This is a genomic window from Corallococcus sp. CA053C (assembly GCF_003611675.1).
Taxonomy (GTDB): Bacteria; Myxococcota; Myxococcia; order Myxococcales; family Myxococcaceae; genus Corallococcus.
Genome location: NZ_RAWA01000222.1, coordinates 1 through 15,644 on the forward strand (window position 1 = coordinate 1; position 15,644 = coordinate 15,644).

Annotated in this window: 18 protein-coding genes; 13 read left to right on the forward strand and 5 right to left on the reverse strand. The window is 70.3% G+C overall.

Going from position 1 to position 15,644, the window contains the following annotated elements; all coding sequences use genetic code 11:
* Positions 1-243: 243 nt before the first annotated feature.
* The 5 genes from D7V97_RS25955 to D7V97_RS25975 all read right to left on the reverse strand — a co-directional run bounded on the left by D7V97_RS25955 (position 244) and on the right by D7V97_RS25975 (position 4,831).
* Positions 244-1,197, reverse strand: a complete 954-nt coding sequence (locus D7V97_RS25955) for a metallophosphoesterase (RefSeq protein ID WP_120613325.1) — start codon at positions 1,195-1,197, stop codon at positions 244-246.
* Between the two features lie 13 nt (positions 1,198-1,210).
* A complete protein-coding gene (locus D7V97_RS25960; protein ID WP_120613326.1) occupies positions 1,211-2,572 on the reverse strand; it encodes a cell wall metabolism sensor histidine kinase WalK in 1,362 nt (453 codons plus the stop codon).
* Positions 2,573-2,582: 10 nt separating this feature from the next.
* Positions 2,583-3,263: a winged helix-turn-helix domain-containing protein gene (locus D7V97_RS25965; RefSeq protein WP_120613327.1), complete on the reverse strand. Its 681-nt coding sequence runs from the start codon at positions 3,261-3,263 to the stop codon at positions 2,583-2,585.
* Between the two features lie 144 nt (positions 3,264-3,407).
* Entirely contained in the window at positions 3,408-3,908 is a 501-nt protein-coding gene (locus D7V97_RS25970; RefSeq protein ID WP_120613328.1) for a hypothetical protein, read from the reverse strand.
* Positions 3,905-4,831, reverse strand: a complete 927-nt coding sequence (locus D7V97_RS25975) for a hypothetical protein (protein ID WP_233583210.1) — start codon at positions 4,829-4,831, stop codon at positions 3,905-3,907. The genes D7V97_RS25970 and D7V97_RS25975 overlap by 4 nt, the downstream gene beginning before the upstream one ends.
* Before the next feature lie 166 nt (positions 4,832-4,997).
* Between D7V97_RS25975 and D7V97_RS25980 the strand changes: the two genes are divergently transcribed.
* The 13 genes from D7V97_RS25980 (at position 4,998) to D7V97_RS26040 (ending at position 15,592) form a co-directional block, all read left to right on the forward strand.
* On the forward strand, positions 4,998-5,597 hold the full coding sequence (locus D7V97_RS25980; RefSeq protein WP_120613329.1) for a DUF177 domain-containing protein: 600 nt from the start codon (positions 4,998-5,000) through the stop codon (positions 5,595-5,597).
* Between the two features lie 58 nt (positions 5,598-5,655).
* Positions 5,656-5,844, forward strand: a complete 189-nt coding sequence (gene rpmF / locus D7V97_RS25985; protein ID WP_014395447.1) for a 50S ribosomal protein L32 — start codon at positions 5,656-5,658, stop codon at positions 5,842-5,844.
* 20 nt (positions 5,845-5,864) lie between these two features.
* Positions 5,865-6,926, forward strand: coding sequence for a phosphate acyltransferase PlsX (gene plsX, locus D7V97_RS25990; RefSeq protein WP_120613341.1), 1,062 nt, complete (start codon positions 5,865-5,867; stop codon positions 6,924-6,926).
* A 47-nt stretch (positions 6,927-6,973) separates the two neighbouring features.
* Entirely contained in the window at positions 6,974-7,969 is a 996-nt protein-coding gene (locus D7V97_RS25995; protein ID WP_120613330.1) for a beta-ketoacyl-ACP synthase III, read from the forward strand.
* Between the two features lie 28 nt (positions 7,970-7,997).
* On the forward strand, positions 7,998-8,936 hold the full coding sequence (fabD, locus tag D7V97_RS26000) for an ACP S-malonyltransferase (protein ID WP_120613331.1): 939 nt from the start codon (positions 7,998-8,000) through the stop codon (positions 8,934-8,936).
* Positions 8,933-9,682, forward strand: coding sequence for a 3-oxoacyl-[acyl-carrier-protein] reductase (gene fabG / locus D7V97_RS26005; RefSeq protein WP_120613332.1), 750 nt, complete (start codon positions 8,933-8,935; stop codon positions 9,680-9,682). Before fabD ends, fabG begins: the two co-directional genes overlap by 4 nt.
* Before the next feature lie 107 nt (positions 9,683-9,789).
* Positions 9,790-10,032 (forward strand): acyl carrier protein, encoded by a 243-nt coding sequence (gene acpP / locus D7V97_RS26010; protein WP_120613333.1) that lies wholly within the window; start codon positions 9,790-9,792, stop codon positions 10,030-10,032.
* Positions 10,033-10,118: 86 nt separating this feature from the next.
* Complete coding sequence (gene fabF, locus D7V97_RS26015) at positions 10,119-11,375, forward strand: beta-ketoacyl-ACP synthase II (protein ID WP_120613334.1); 1,257 nt, start codon at positions 10,119-10,121, stop codon at positions 11,373-11,375.
* 98 nt (positions 11,376-11,473) lie between these two features.
* Positions 11,474-11,920, forward strand: a complete 447-nt coding sequence (gene rpiB / locus D7V97_RS26020) for a ribose 5-phosphate isomerase B (RefSeq protein WP_120613335.1) — start codon at positions 11,474-11,476, stop codon at positions 11,918-11,920.
* Positions 11,921-11,969: 49 nt separating this feature from the next.
* Positions 11,970-13,226: a serine hydroxymethyltransferase gene (gene glyA / locus D7V97_RS26025; protein WP_120613336.1), complete on the forward strand. Its 1,257-nt coding sequence runs from the start codon at positions 11,970-11,972 to the stop codon at positions 13,224-13,226.
* 7 nt (positions 13,227-13,233) lie between these two features.
* Positions 13,234-13,737, forward strand: a complete 504-nt coding sequence (gene nrdR, locus D7V97_RS26030) for a transcriptional regulator NrdR (protein ID WP_120613337.1) — start codon at positions 13,234-13,236, stop codon at positions 13,735-13,737.
* 10 nt (positions 13,738-13,747) lie between these two features.
* Positions 13,748-14,911: a bifunctional diaminohydroxyphosphoribosylaminopyrimidine deaminase/5-amino-6-(5-phosphoribosylamino)uracil reductase RibD gene (gene ribD / locus D7V97_RS26035; protein WP_120613338.1), complete on the forward strand. Its 1,164-nt coding sequence runs from the start codon at positions 13,748-13,750 to the stop codon at positions 14,909-14,911.
* A gap of 18 nt (positions 14,912-14,929) precedes the next feature.
* Positions 14,930-15,592, forward strand: coding sequence for a riboflavin synthase (locus tag D7V97_RS26040; RefSeq protein WP_120613339.1), 663 nt, complete (start codon positions 14,930-14,932; stop codon positions 15,590-15,592).
* The last annotated feature ends 52 nt before the right edge of the window (positions 15,593-15,644 follow it).

Sequence of the window (15,644 nt, forward strand, 5' to 3'; positions counted from 1 at the left end):
GCGATACCGCGACCACCGACAGTCCGACCGTCCACCAGACCATGGCCCCTCCCTCGTGAGTGTCATCGCCCGCGTCGGCGCCTCCTCGTTGCTAAGGCTCCTGGCGCCGGTCCGCACCTGTGCGTGCGAACTCCCGGACGCGATTCGCTGAACGAAGCGCCCGCTGTCCGTCAGAAGCGGTGGCGAGCCTGTCCATTCCCGGACGGGCCCTGGCCACGCGCACCCACCCGGTGGGCGGAAGGCTCACCCGTCCAGGTCGTTGAGCGCGTCGAGCGGCAGCGGCGCCGCGCCCGTCACCGTGCCGTCCATGTCGGTGGGCAGCGTGGACGGGTCGACCTCGGACGGCGGGCCGTTCTCGAAGGGCGCGGCGACGGCCGGCCGCGCGGAGCCGGGGGAACCGGGCGGTGGACGCAGCACGGGGCCCGGCGGCGGCAGCCCCGAGTGCCGGCGCGCGGCCTCCATCAGGGCGTTGTGGTGGCGGTATCTCGCCTCCACGAGCTTGTGGATGAGCAGCGGCCCCCCGGGCACGCGGCGCGCGGTGAGGGCCTGGGTGGCCTTGCGCACCGGGTAGCGCACGCGGCGGATCTGCACGCGCCAGCCCTTGGGGGTGAAGGTGAAGACGCCGTAGGCGGGGCGCAGGTCGCCGTCGCGCGGGATGCCGGCGCTGGCCACGTCCGCGATGAGCATCCGGCCCACGCGCCGCCGGTAGGGGAAGTGCAGGTGGCCGAAGGCGCACGCGGCCGCGTCCAGGTGCGTGAAGAAGCGGCGCACGGCGTGGTCGTCCAGCGTGGGATCCAACGACTCTTCCAGGTTGCGCGGGTTGGCGTGGCAGATGAACAGGTCCTGCCCCTTGCGCGGCGTGTAGCGCAGCGAGAAGGGCATCTGTCCCAGCTGCTGCAACAACGTCTCGCCCAGCTGATCACGCGTCCAGCGCAGCAGCTCCGTCTTCCAGTGGTCCCGCTCGCGGTACGCGCCGCCCAGGTAGTTGCCGGCGAGGTACGCGTCCGTGTTGCCCATGATGAGCGCGTGGCAGCGGCTGAAGAGCAGCTCCACCGTCTCACGCGGATGGGCGCCGCGCAGGGCCAGGTCTCCGGCCGCGACGATGTAATCCGGCGCCACCGATTTGGTGATGTCGTCCAGCACGGCCTCGCAGGCCGGAAGGTTTCCGTGAATGTCCGCGAGGATGGCGACCCGCATGGCCGCCCCCATCCTAGCCCGTCGGGGCCGTCGGGCCAGCCGCTGGGGGTAGAAAAATGACGAAGGTGCTGCCCGCGTTCGGCTGGCTCTCCACCTTCACCTCGCCATCCATCGCGCCCATCAGGTGCTTCACGATGGAAAGGCCCAGTCCCGTTCCACCCATGTCCCGGCTGCGGCCCTTGTCCACCCGGTAGAATCGCTCGAAAATCCGGGAAAGATGCTTGGGCTCGATTCCCACGCCTGTGTCGCGCACGCGCACCACGCAGCGGCCGCCCTCATACGCTCCGTCCACGTCCACCCGTCCACCGGCGGGCGTGTACTTCACCGCGTTGTCGAGGAGGTTGAGCAGCACCTGCTCGATGGCGCGCCCGTCGCCCAGGGCCACGAGCTCCGGCGGGACGTGCAGGCCAAGGTGCTGGTTCTTGCCCTCGGCCTTGGGGCGCACCCCTTCGGCGGCGCGTGACACGGCCAGCGCCAGGGGCACCTCGGTGCGCTGGAAGGTCATCTCGCGCGACTCCAGGCGCGACAGCTCCAGCAGGTCCTCCACCAGCTCGGAGAGGCGTTCGGACTGGCGGTGGATGATCTCCACCATCCGGGGCGCCGCCTGGGCGTCGTTCAGCGCGCCGCCCTGGAGCGTCTCCGCGTAGCCCCGGATGGCGGTGATGGGCGTGCGCAGCTCATGGGACACATTGGCGACGAAGTCCTTGCGCACCTTCTCCAGCCTTCGCAGCTCGGTGACGTCGTGGAAGACGGCGGCGCTGCCGGGCAGGTCGCGTCCCACGGGCGTCACCCGCACGGCCAGCGTGCGGGAGAACAGGCCCTCGAGTGTCAGCTCCAGCCGCGTCGACGCACCCTCCTGACAGGCGCGGGCCACCGCGTCGTTGAGGGCCTCGTTGCGGATCAGCGCGAGCGGCCGCTGGCCCACGATGGCGCCCTGCGCGGGCCGGAGCATCTCCGCGAGCGCGTCATTGTGCCGCACCACGGTGCCCTCCGCGTCCGTCACCCACAGGCCCTCGGCCATGCCGTCCAGCACGGCGGTGAGGATGCGGGCCTCCTGGTTGAGCGCCGCGTTGCGCGTGGACAGCCGGTCGTCCAGCGTGTCGATGGCGTCTTCCAGCTGGGCCAGGTCGTCGGTGCGCTCGAGCGCGGCGGGGGGCAGGAGCATCACCCCTTCGGCCAGCGACTGCGTCTTCTGGGTCAGGGCGCGCAGCTGGCGGTCCATCGCCACGCGGCTCGTGCCCAGCGCCAGCGCGGAGCCCGCGAGCGTGATGAGCCCCGCGGCGAGCGCGCCCGCCGGGTGTCCGAAGAGCACGAGCAGCGCCGACACGAGGAGGGCGGGGACCAGCAGGGCCAGGAGCGTGGAGCGCAGGGGCATGGCGTAAGGTTCAGGGAGGGCTGAGCTTGTAGCCCACGCCGCGCACGGTCTCGATGATGTCACCCGCGGGGCCCAGCTTCTCGCGCAGGCGCTTGATGTGCGTGTCCACGGTGCGGGTGTGGATCTCCGCCTGGATGCCCCAGACGTCGGACAGCAACACCTCGCGCGTCTGCACGCGGTCGCTGCGCTCCAGGAGCGTGCGCAGCAGGCGGAACTCCAGCGCGGTGAGCACCACCTCCTCGCCCTTCACGCGCACCTGGTGGCGCGACGTGTCCAGGCTGATGTCGCCCGCGGTCAGCACCGCTGCGGGGCCTTCTTCCGCGTCCGCGCGGCGCAGCACGGCCTTCACGCGCAGCAGCAGTTCGCGCACGGAGAAGGGCTTCACCACGTAGTCGTCCGCGCCCAGCTCCAGGCCCTGGATGCGGTCGGCCTCCTGTCCCTTGGCGCTGACGATGACGACCGCGGCCTTCTTGAGCTCCGGGTCGCTCTTGAGCATGCGCAGCACCTCGCCGCCCGCCACGTCCGGCAGCATCAGGTCCAGCAGCACCAGGTCCGGAGGCTGCGCGCGGGCCCGGGCGAGGCCTCCCGCGCCGGTGTTCGCCGTGTCGGTCTCGAAGCCCGCCGCGCGGAGGTTGTAGTCGACGAGCCCGGCCAGGTCCTGCTCGTCCTCGATGATGAGGATGCGCGCCATGAAGGTTGCTCCCGCGAGGGGGATGGAATGCGTGGCGTCCCGTAACAGATTCGTTCCGGCCCGCTGGGGACAACCATGTGACATCCGCGCGCCGTGCCTGCCCGCCTCCCCCCTTGAACGGGCAGGAGGGTGGCGGCCCTGGCTTCAGCGCGGAAACAGCGGATCACAGGTCCCGACGGTCAGCTCGATGGGGGCCGCCACCACCGCCGCGTTGGTGCCGGTGTTCACCTCGCGCAGGTAGTTGCACGAGCTGCCCAGGAAGCGGGCCGGCGTGTCGGTGGAGAGCGCTTCGATGACGAGCGCGTAGTCGCGGCCCACCGGCACGTCCACGGCCAGCTCCGCGCCGCCGGGCGCCGAGGCAAAGCGCAGCGTGCGTCCCGACCTGCCGTCCACGTCCTCCAACTCCAGAAGCTCATCCGGCTTCACCTGGGCGGACAGACAGGTGCGCTGCAGCTCGGTGCAGTTGCGCCTGGCTCCGTCCTTCAGCACCGCCACCTGGTACGCGCCCACCTGGCTGGCGACGGCGCGGCTCAGGGTGACCTCCAGCCCCAGGGCCGCGGCGTCCGAAGCAGCCTCCGGCCCACAGCCCGCGAGCACGGCCCCCCAGCACAGCAGCAGCAGGCGCAGGCTCTCCCGGTGGCTCATGGCGCGGCGTCCTGCACGCGGATGGTGATGGGCACGCGGCCGCGCTCCTCGGAGGAGGAGAGGGCCACCGCGCCGGCGGTGCCGCCAATGGCCACCGCGCCCACGGCCACCCAGACCCACGGACTCTTGTACCAGGGGCGGCCCTGGCCCTCCGTCAGCGCGGCGGTGGGCGCGGTGCGGGTCGCCACCTGGAAGAGGAGGGGATGGAACGGATCCCCGCGTCCGGCGAGCCGCCGCTGGGCCGCGTCCGCGACCTCGAAGTAGTACTCGACCTCATAGGGCGTGCTCTCCGCGGGCAGCTCATAGGCGGGCAGCACGGCGCGGTAATGCTCGGGCCGGGCGCGGTCGCGGGTGAAGTCCACCGACGAGAAGGCCTGGGCCCCCGCGCGCCGGTAGAACAGCCGCGCCCGTGCGCCCAGCGCCATGTCCTTGAGGGTGGCCTCCACCTGCAGCGTCTCCCCGGGCGTGGGGTCCGGGATGGGGTCCACCTCCAGGGTGACAGGGTGGACGCGGCGGTTGCGCAGGTCCTCCTTCAGCTTCGCGAACAGGGCGCGAATCTTCGGGGGCGCGGAGCGTGGCAGCTCGAAGTCCGGCCGGGCCTGGAGCAGCTTCTCGTACGCCCCGCGCGCCAGGGCCTCGTCGCCCAGGTAGAGGGCGGTGAGCCCCTGCAGGCGGTAGAGCTCCACCAGCTCGTCGTCCGTGACGTCGGGCGCATCCAGCCCGCGCTGCACCACGTCCAGCGTCTCCTGGAAGCGGCCCGCCTCCAGCAGCGCCTTCGCCTCGCCGATGGCGGGACTCGCCGGGCCCAGCTGGAAGAGGGGTAGCGGGGGAAGGGGCGCACGGGCCTGCGCCGGCAGGGCGAGCGTCAGCCCGAGCCCCATCACGCAGAGTGCGCCCTGCCAACGTCGGACGGGGACGCGCATCAGATGGAAACCTACCAGAGCGGTGTTGAACGGATCCATGCGATGAAGGCCCTCCGTCAGCGACGGGAGCCAGGGTCCGTCTGGGGGCCGCGGTGATAATCCGGCGTGTTGACTGACGGGGGGAGTCCCTCTATGTTGCGCGCCCTTTTGACGGGAAGCCTTGTAGATGCTCGTAAAGATTGAACAAATCAAAGAAGCGGGGCTGAAGCTCGACGAGCCCATCGCTCTTGGGCTCCTGTCGGAGGTCCTGGGCGGCGCGGCGTCGGGTCATGACACCGGCTTCCAGGCGACCCAACCGTCGACGCTCCATGCCTCACTGCGCAAGCTCAGTGGCGGTGTGCTGCTGCAGGGCAGCTTCACGCTCAACTTGACGGTTCCCTGCAAGCGCTGCCTCACCGACGTGAAGATGGACCTGCCGGTGTCCTTCACCATCAACCTGGTGCCGGAGTCTCTGGCCCGGGGAGATGACTTCAAGGACGACGACGAGAAGGTCATGGAGAAGAAGGAGCGCGCCCAGGGCGAGTCGGGCGGCACCTTCGAACTCAACGATACGGATGAGCAGGTGTTCGACGGAAAGAAGATCGATCTGGATCCGATCGTCCGAGAACAGGTATTGCTCGCCCTCCCGATGAGCGCGGTCTGCCGGGATGACTGCCAGGGGCTCTGCTCGCAGTGCGGCCAGAACCTCAATGATACGAAGTGCGGCTGCTCGCCGAAGGTCTCCGACCCTCGACTGTCGCCGCTGATGAACATCAAGCTGAACTGACGGTCCCTATGCCCCTCGCAAGCCGCGAGGGGGGACGGGTCCGATGCCGAGGTGAGTCGTGGGAGTTCCCAAGAAGCGGACGTCGAAGATGCGCCGGGACCGTCGTCGGGCGGGCAACAACAACCTGCGGACCCCCGTGCAGGTCATCAAGTGCTCCAAGTGCAAGGAGCCCGTGATGCCGCACCGCGCTTGCGCGGCCTGTGGCAACTACGGGGGCCGTGAAGTCATCGCGACCGCCGCCGAGTAGCTGAAAGGCGGATGACGCCGGTGCGGCTCGTCCTCGACGCGATGGGTGGCGACCACGCCCCTGACGCCGTCGTGGAGGGAGGCGTGCTGTTCGCGCGAGCGTATCCCGGGCACGAACTCGTGCTGGTCGGGGACGCCACGCGTGTGCGCCCCGTCCTGGAGCGCGCCGGTGCCCCCGCCAATGTCCAGCTCCACCATGCCTCCGAGGTGGTGGAGATGGACGACCCTGCCTCCGCTGCGTTCCGACGCAAGCGGGACTCCTCGCTCCGGGTGGGCTTCACGCTCGTCCGGCAAGGGGAGGCGTCCGCCCTGGTCTCCGCCGGCAACTCCGGCGCGGTGATGGCCGGTGGCATGATGACGCTCGGCCGCATCCCTGGCGTGGAGCGCCCCGCCATCGCGGCCCTCTTCCCGGCCCTCAAGGGCAACGGCCGCTGCCTCCTGCTGGACGCGGGCGCCAACGTGGACTGCCGCCCCTCGCACCTGGCCCAGTTCGCCGTGCTCGGCGAGGCCTACCTGCGCACCCGCCTGGGCGTGAAGCGCCCCCGCGTGGCGGTGCTCTCCAACGGGGAGGAGCCCTCCAAGGGCACCGTGTTGACGCGGGAGGCCAGCGCGCTGCTGCGCCGCTCGGACCTGGAGTTCGTGGGCTACGTGGAGGGCAAGGACCTGTTCTCCGGCGACGTGGACGTGGTGGTCACCGACGGCTTCACGGGCAACATCGTCCTCAAGACCTCGGAAGGCGTGGGCATGGGCATCACGGGCCTCCTGCGTCAGGCCATCGAGAAGCGCGGCGGCCTGCCGGAGAAGCTGGGGGCGCTGCTCCTCAAGCCCACCCTGGCGGGCCTGCGCCGCGTCATGGACTACGCCGAGTACGGCGGCGCGCCGCTCCTGGGCCTCCAGGGGGTGGGCATCGTCGCCCACGGCCGGTCGTCCCCCCGCGCCATCCACAACGCGCTCGTCACCGCGCTGCAGCACGTGCGCGCGGGCGTGCAGGAAGAACTGACGCGCTGCATTGCCAATGCCGCGTCCTGGCTCCCTGCCCACCCGAGGGGAAGGAAGCACGACGCGGAAGAGGTTCCCGATTAGAGCGCGTGGCCCGGGCGTTGGGTTCCGACGACTCCCGGAGATACCTCGTGCCATGTACCCAGATACTCGGAACCGGTTCCTATGCCCCCGCGCGGGTCCTGACCAACCAGGACCTGGAGCAGCTCGTGGACACGTCCGACGCGTGGATCCGCGAGCGCACCGGCATCCAGGAGCGCCGTCAGGCCGCGCCGGATGAGGCCACGAGCGACCTGGCTGTCCAGGCGTCCCGCCAGGCGCTGGAGATGGCCGGCGTGGCCCCCGAGGAGCTGGACCTCATCATCGTGGGCACCGTCACCGCGGACATGCCCATGCCGTCGTGCGCCGCGCTGGTGCAGGCGAAGCTGGGCGCGCGCAAGGCCTTCGCCTTCGACGTGTCCGCCGCGTGCGCCGGGGCCCTGTATGCCCTGAGCGTGGCGGATCAATTCGTGCGCACGGGGCAGGTGAAGCGGGCCCTCGTCGTGGGCGCGGACGTGCTCTCCCGCGCGGTGGACTGGAGCGACCGCAACACCTGCGTCCTCTTCGGGGACGGCGCGGGCGCGCTGGTGCTGGGCGCGGGGGCCGGACCGGAGGACGTGGCGCCGCGCGGCATCCTCTCCACCCACCTGCGCACGGATGGCACGCTGGCGGACATCCTCTGCATCCCCGCGGGAGGCTCGCGCACCCCCGTCACTTTGGACAACGTGGATGCAAATCTCCACAAGCTCAAGATGAACGGGAAAGAGGTGTTCCGCTTCGCGGTGCGCTCGCTGGTGGAATCCACCCAGACGTCGTTGGGGTCCCACGGGATGACGCCGGGACAGGTGGACCACGTCATCGCGCATCAGGCCAACCTGAGAATCCTGGAAGCCGTGCTGGAGCGTCTGGAGATTCCTCGGGAAAAATGCTGGCTCAACCTGCACAAGTACGGCAACACGTCGTCCGCCTCGCTGCCCATGTCGCTGGACGAGGCTTGGCGCGCCGGCCGCATCCAGCGCGGTGATGTCATCGCGATGATGGCGATTGGCGCGGGCATGGCGTGGGGCAGCGCGGTGGTGCGCTGGTAGGCAGGACGACACAAGGAAGGACCGCAACATGGCGAAGGTCGCGTTCGTGTTTCCCGGGCAGGGCAGCCAGGCCGTGGGGATGGGCAAGGACCTCTACGAGCAGTTCCCCGAAGCGCGGGCCGTCTTCGACGCCGTGGACGACGCGCTGGGGGAGAAGCTCTCCACCACCTGCTTCACGGGCCCGGAGGACGCGCTGAAGCTCACCGCCAACACCCAGCCGGCCATCCTCACGGTGTCGGCCGCGGTGCACGCGGTGTTCCAGAAGCGCGGCCCGGCCCCCGCGTTCGTCGCGGGCCACTCGCTGGGGGAGTACTCCGCCCTGGTGGCCGCCGGCGCGATGGAGCTCCAGGACGCGGCGCGGGCGGTGCGCGCGCGCGGCACGTTCATGCAGGACGCGGTGCCCGCGGGCGTGGGCGCGATGGCGGCCATCCTCGGCCTGGCGCCGGACGCGGTGAGGGCCGCCTGCGAGGCCGCTGCGGAGGGGCAGGTCGTCTCTCCCGCCAACTACAACTCGCCCGAGCAGACCGTCATCGCCGGCCACGCGGCCGCGGTGGAGCGCGCGGGTGCGAAGTGCAAGGAGGCCGGGGCCAAGCGGGTGATGCCGCTGCCCGTCTCCGCGCCCTTCCACTGCGCGCTGATGGATCCGGTGAAGCCGAAGCTCGCGGAGGTGCTCGCGGGCGTGCGCCTCCAGGCGCCGCGCGTCCCGGTGGTGAGCAACGTGGAGGCCCAGCCCTACTCGGACGTCTCGCGCGTGGTGCCGCTCCTGCTCGCGCAGGTGAGCGCGCCCGTGCGCTGGATTGAGTGCGTTGAGGCGCTGAAGGCGAACGGCGTCACGCACGTGGTGGAGCTGGGGCCGGGCAAGGTGCTGGGCGGCCTCATCAAGCGCATCACCAAGGACATCGAATCGTTCAACGTCGAGAACGCCGCGAGCCTGGAGAAGGTGCTCGCCGCGCTGGGGGCAGCATGAGCGGCTTCAAGGACAAGGTGGTGCTGGTGACGGGCGGCTCGCGCGGCATCGGCCGGGCGTGCGCGCTGGGCTTCGCGAAGGCGGGCGCGGCCACTGTCGTCATCAGCTACGTGGGCAACGAGGCCGCCGCCACGGAGACCGTGGGGCTCCTCCAGCAGGCGGGCGCGAAGGCGGAGGCCCTCCGCTTCGACGTGGCGGACACCGCCGCGTGCGCCAGCGCCGTGGAGGGCGTCATCAAGACGCACGGGCGGCTGGACGTGCTCGTGAACAACGCGGGCGTCGCGGTGGACGGGCTCGTCATGCGCATGAAGGACGAGGACTGGGACCGGCAGCTGGACACCAACCTCAAGGGCGCCTTCGCCCTGATTCGCGCCGCCAGCCGTCCGATGATGAAGCAGAAGAGCGGCGCCATCATCAACCTCACCTCGGTCGTGGGGGAGATGGGCAACCCGGGACAGGCCGCCTACTCGGCCTCCAAGGCGGGGCTTATCGGCCTGACCAAGTCGGTGGCCAAGGAGCTGGCCAGCCGCAACATCCGGGTCAATGCCGTGTCCCCGGGCTTCATCGGGACGGACATGACGTCGCACCTCGACGACGAGCTGCGGCAGAAGATGGTGTCCGGCATCGCGCTGGCCCGCCTGGGCAACCCGGAGGAGGTCGCCGGGGCCGTGCTGTTCCTCGCGAGTGATGCGGCGTCCTACATCACCGGCGAGGTCCTGAAGGTCAACGGCGGCATGTACATGTAAGCCAAGGTTGGATTGCCGCCGGGCGTGGGATATACCGCGCCGGCCTTTAAGACGGCCCGCCCGAGTCAAGGCGGCGCCCCATCTGGTTGCTGGAGGGTCCCACACTTATGTCGACTTCACCCATCGAAGCCAAGATCAAGTCCATCATCGCCGACCAGCTCGGGGTGGGAGAGGATGAGATCACGCTCGCGTCCTCCTTCATCGAAGACCTGGGCGCGGACAGCCTCGACATCGTGGAGCTCGTGATGGCGATGGAGGAGGAGTTCGAGGTCGAGATTCCCGACGACGAGGCGGAGAACATCAAGACCGTCGGCGACGCCGTGAACTACGTGAACACCCACAAGAAGTAGCAGCCGCGACACCCGGAGTGTCGGGGCCACTGGGAGCGTCCTTCCACTGGCGCTCCGCGCCCCATCGCGGTCAGCGGAGAAGAAAAGTGTCAAACCGTCGAGTCGTCATCACCGGAACCGGCATGATTTCAGCGCTGGGAACCGGCACCGAGAAGAACTGGCAGGCCCTGCTGGCCGGCCAATCCGGCATCGGTCCGGTCACCCGTTTCGATCCGGGGAAGATCGACGCGCGCATCGCGGGCGAGGTGAAGGACTTCCAGCCCGAGCAGTTCATCGACAGGCGCGAGGTGCGCCGGATGGACCTGTTCGCCCAGTACGCGATGGCCGCGGCCGACATGGCGGTGAAGGAGTCGGGCCTGCCCATCGGCCCGGACGCTCCCCACGGCTACAACCCGGAGCGCGTGGGCGTCATCGTGGGCTCCGGCATCGGGGGCATCTCCTCGCTCGAGGAGCAGCACCGCAAGGGGCTGGAGAAGGGGTTCGACAGGCTGTCGCCCTTCTTCATCATCCAGATGATCGTCAACATGGCGCCGGGGCTCATCTCCATGCGCTACAACTGCAAGGGCCCCAACTGGGCCCCGGTGTCCGCGTGCGCCACCAGCGCCCACGCCATCGGCGAGGCCTGGAAGTCCATCCGCCTGGGTGAGACGGACGCGGCCATCGCGGGCGGCGCGGAAGCGGCCATCACCCCGCTGGGCCTGGGCGGCTTCTCCGTGATGAAGGCCCTGTCCACGCGCAACGACGACCCCGCCGGTTCCAGCCGTCCCTTCGACAAGGACCGCGACGGGTTCGTGATGGGCGAGGGCGCGGGCATCGTCGTCCTGGAGGAGATGGAGGCCGCGAAGAAGCGCGGCGCCAACATCCTCGCGGAAGTGGTGGGCTACGGCGCCAACTCGGACGCCTACCACGTCACCCAGCCGGCCCCGGAGGGCGAGGGTGCGGCGCGCTGCATGCGGCTGGCGCTCCAGTCCGCGGGCATGCGGCCGGAGGAGGTGGGCTACATCAACGCCCACGGCACCTCCACGCCGTTCAATGACGCCAACGAGACCAAGGCCCTCAAGGCCGTGTTCGGCGCCCACGCGCGCAAGCTGGCGGTGTCGTCCACCAAGTCCATGACGGGCCACATGCTCGGCGCGGCGGGTGGCGCGGAGGCGGTGGTGAGCGTGCGGGTGCTCACGCACAACGTGCTGCCGCCCACCATCAACCAGACGACGCCGGATCCCGACTGCGACCTGGACTACGTGCCCAACACGGCGCGCGAGGCCCGGGTGGACGCGGTGATGAGCAACTCGTTCGGCTTCGGTGGCACCAACGCGGTGTTGGTGTTCAAGCGCTTCGCCTGACGGCCTTCCGGCCCGCTGCTCCTTCAAACGGGGCGGCGGGCAGGGGCCTTCGCTTCCAGGCCCCGCCCTCCAAGCGGGCGCCGCTTTGGAGTCCGGTCTTGAAAGTCATCCTCGCCTCGGACCACGCGGGCATCGAGCTGCGCCAGGAAATGGTGGCCCTGCTGAAGGAGCGCGGCACCGCGTTCGAGGATCTGGGCCCCCACACGCGCGAGTCCGTGGACTACCCGGACTTCGCGTCGCAGGTGGCGCGGGCCGTGGTGGCGGACGCCGGCACGCTGGGCGTGCTGGTGTGCGGCACCGGCATCGGCATGAGCATCGTGGCCAACAAGCACCGGGGCGTGCGCGCGGCCCTGTGCACCACGGAGTTCGAGGCGCGGATGACCCGCGCGCACAACGACGCCAACGTGCTGTGCCTCGGCCAGCGCGTGGTCGGCGCCGGCGTGGCGGGTGGCATCCTGGAGGCCTTCCTCTCCACCGCCTTCGAGGGCGGCCGTCACGAGAAGCGCGTCCAGAAGATTCGCGACGTCGAAGCGCAGCAGCGCTGAAATCCGACGTCCCATCGCTGTCCCCTTTCGTCGCCAGGAGGCAACCCCCATGGAGAACACCCGCACGCTGGCCCAGGTGGACCCCGAAATCGCCCAGGTGCTCCGTCAGGAGACCGAGCGTCAGGAAGAGGGCCTGGAGCTCATCGCCTCGGAGAACTTCGTCAGCCCCGCGGTGATGGAGGCGGTGGGCTCCGTGCTCACCAACAAGTACGCCGAAGGCTACCCCGGCAAGCGCTACTACGGCGGCTGCGAAGTCGTGGACGTGGCGGAGACGCTGGCCATCAACCGCGCCAAGGAGCTGTTCGGCGCGGAGGCCGCGAACGTGCAGGCGCACTCCGGCAGCCAGGCCAACATGGGCGCCTTCATGGCGCTGATGAAGACCGGCGACACCATGCTGTCGTTGGACCTGAACTCCGGCGGACACCTCACCCACGGCGCGGCGTTCAACTTCTCCGGCAAGCTCTACAAGGTCGTCCACTACGGCCTGACGCGCGACACGGAGACCATCGACTTCGCGCAGGTGGAGGCGCTGGCGCTGGAGCACAAGCCGAAGGTGCTGGTGGTGGGCGCGAGCGCCTACCCGCGCACGCTCGACTTCGCGAAGTTCCGGGAGATCGCCGACAAGGTGGGCGCCTCCATGCTGGTGGACATGGCCCACATCGCGGGGCTCGTCGCCGCGGGCGTGCACCCGTCGCCGGTGCCCTTCGCCGAAATCGTCACCACCACCACGCACAAGACGCTGCGCGGGCCGCGCGGCGGCATGGTGCTGAGCCGCGAGGCCTTCGCCAAGAGCATCAACAGCCAGATCTTCCCCGGCATCCAGGGCGGCCCGCTGATGCACGCCATTGCGGGCAAGGCGGTGGCCTTCAAGGAAGCGCTGACGCCGGAGTTCAAGGCGTACCAGAAGCAGATCGTCGCCAACGCCCAGGCGCTGGCGGAGGCGCTGAAGTCCGCGGGCCTGCGGCTGTGCTCGGGCGGCACGGACAACCACCTGATGCTGGTGGACCTGCGCCCGAAGAAGCTCAACGGCAAGGTGGCCGAGGAGGTGCTCGGCAAGGCGGGCATCACCGTGAACAAGAACATGATCCCCTTCGACCCGGAGAAGCCGATGGTGACCTCTGGCGTCCGGGTGGGCACGCCCGCCATCACCACGCGCGGCATGCGCGAGGCGGAGATGGCGGTGGTGGGCCGGCTCATCGGGCAGGCCCTGGACAGCGCCCAGGACGACGCGGGGCTCGCGCGGGTGCGCGGCCAGGTGAAGGAACTTTCCCAGGGCTTCCCGCTGTACGCCTCGCGGTTGAAGTAACCCGCCCGTGCGCTGCCCCTTCTGCCAGGACGCGGAGAACAAGGTCATCGACTCGCGCGAGTCGCATGAGGGCTCCGTCATCCGACGGCGCCGCGAGTGCCTGGCCTGCAAGCGACGCTTCACCACGTACGAGCGGGTGGAGGAGCTCTACCCGCTCATCGTGAAGAAGGACGGGCGGCGCGAGGCGTTCGACCGGGAGAAGATGCTCAACGGCCTGAAGAAGGCCTGCGAGAAGCGCCCGGTGTCCGCCGCGCAGCTGGAAGAGACGGTGGAGGACATCGAGCGGATGCTCCAGGGGATGGGGGAGAAGGAAGTGCCCTCGTCCTCCATTGGCGAACAGGTGATGCGGCGGTTGCAGCAACTCGACGAGGTGGCCTACGTGCGCTTCGCGTCCGTGTACCGCAGCTTCCGGGACATCTCCGAGTTCATGCACGAGCTGAAGGACCTGCTCGAGGACCAGGAGCGTGAGCGCAAGGTGAAGCCACCTTCGACTCCGCCCAAGGACGGTTAGGAAGGGCGGTATGCGCTTGCTCACGCGGGGACGGTTGCAGGCTGCGAAGACGCCCCGGGCGAAGCGCGCGGCGGACTTCGACCGCGCGGTGGCCGAGTTCTTCATGCGCATCGCGCTGGAGGAGGCCGCCAAGGGCCTGGGCCGCACCAGCCCCAACCCCGTGGTGGGGGCGGTGCTGGTGAAGGGCGGCCGCATCATCGCGCGCGGCCACCACAAGAAGGCCGGCACGGCGCACGCCGAAGTCGTCGCGCTGGAGGCCGCCGGCTCCAAGGCGCGCGGCGCGGACCTCTACACGACGCTGGAGCCGTGCGACCACTACGGGCGCACCCCGCCGTGCAGCCTCGCGGTGCTGGAGGCCGGCGTGCGGCGCGTGTTCAGCGCGTCGTCGGATCCGAACCCGCTGGTGAGCGGCAAGGGGCTGAACCGGCTCAAGCGCGGCGGCGTCGCGGTGGTGACGCACGTCCTCCAGGATGAGGCGGACGCGCTCAACCGTCCCTTCTTCAAGGTCATGCGCACGGGCCTGCCGTGGGTGACGCTCAAGGCCGCGGTGACGCTGGACGGGAAGATTGCCGCGCCGGGTGGCGACTCCCGCTGGGTGACGGGCGAGGCCTCGCGCGCCTGGGTGCACCGGCTGCGCGACCAGGTGGACGCCATCCTCGTGGGCGCCAACACCGTGCGCATGGACGACCCTCAGCTCACCACCCGGCTGCCCGGCGGTGGAGGCAAGGACCCGGTGCGCGTGGTGGTGGACTCGCACCTCAAGCTGTCGCCCGGGCACACCGTCTTCAACCAGCGCAGCGCCGCGCGCACCGTGGTGGCCACGCTGGAGGATCCGGAGGGACGCCGGGCGCGGCGGTTCCTCGCGCAGGGCGTGGAGGTCTGGCACGTGCGCGCGAAGCAGGACCGCGTGGACCTGAAGGCCGTGCTGCGCCGCGTGGCGAAGGAGGGGCTCAACCACGTGCTGGTGGAGGGCGGGGCGGGGATGTACGGCACGCTCTTGCGCGAGCGCCTGGCGGATGCGCTCGCCCTGTTCCTCGCTCCCAAGCTGGTGGGGGCCGGTGGGCTGTCGTGGGCGGGCGAGCTGGGCGTGAAGGACATGGCCCAGGCGCTGGCCGTGAAGGACCTGACGGTGGAGCGGGTGGGAGAGGACGTCCTCCTGCGCGCGCTGCTCTGAGTCGTTAGAGTCGCGCCCATGTTCACCGGCCTCATCCAGGACACTGGCACCGTCACCCGCATCGCGCCCGGCGCGATGACCGACCTCTGGATTCGCACCTCGCTGGGCGCGGAGGCGTTCGCGCTGGGGGAATCCATCGCAGTGGACGGCGCGTGCCTCACGGTGGTGGAGAAGGGCGGGGACACCTTCCGGGTGCAGGCCGCGCCGGAGACGCTGCGGCGCACCACCCTGGGGGCCCGGCGGACGGGCGACAAGGTGAACCTGGAGCGCGCCCTGGCGCTGGGGGACCGGCTGGGAGGGCACCTGGTGTCGGGCCACGTGGACGCCGTCAGCGAGGTGCTGGAGACGTTCGCGGAGGGCGGCTCGTGGGTGATGGTGTTCCGGCTGCCCCCGGAGCTGGCGCCCTGCTTCATCGAGAAGGGCTCCGTGACGGTGGACGGCATCAGCCTCACCGTGAACGCGGTGGAGGCGGACCGCTTCCGGGTGCAGCTCATTCCGGAGACGCAACAGCGCACCACGCTGCACGGGAAGGGCCCCGGGGCGCAGGTGAACCTGGAGGGGGACCTCATCGGCAAGTACGTGGCCCGGCTGTTCGCCCTCCGGGGCGCCCCGGACGCTGTTCAGGGCGCCGGCCTGTCGGAGGCGGTGGTCCGGGCGGCGGGCTTCAGCCCCCGAGGGTAGGGCCGCGGGTGGGGAAGGACCGGATTCCAGGCCAGTCGCCGGGGGCAAACCC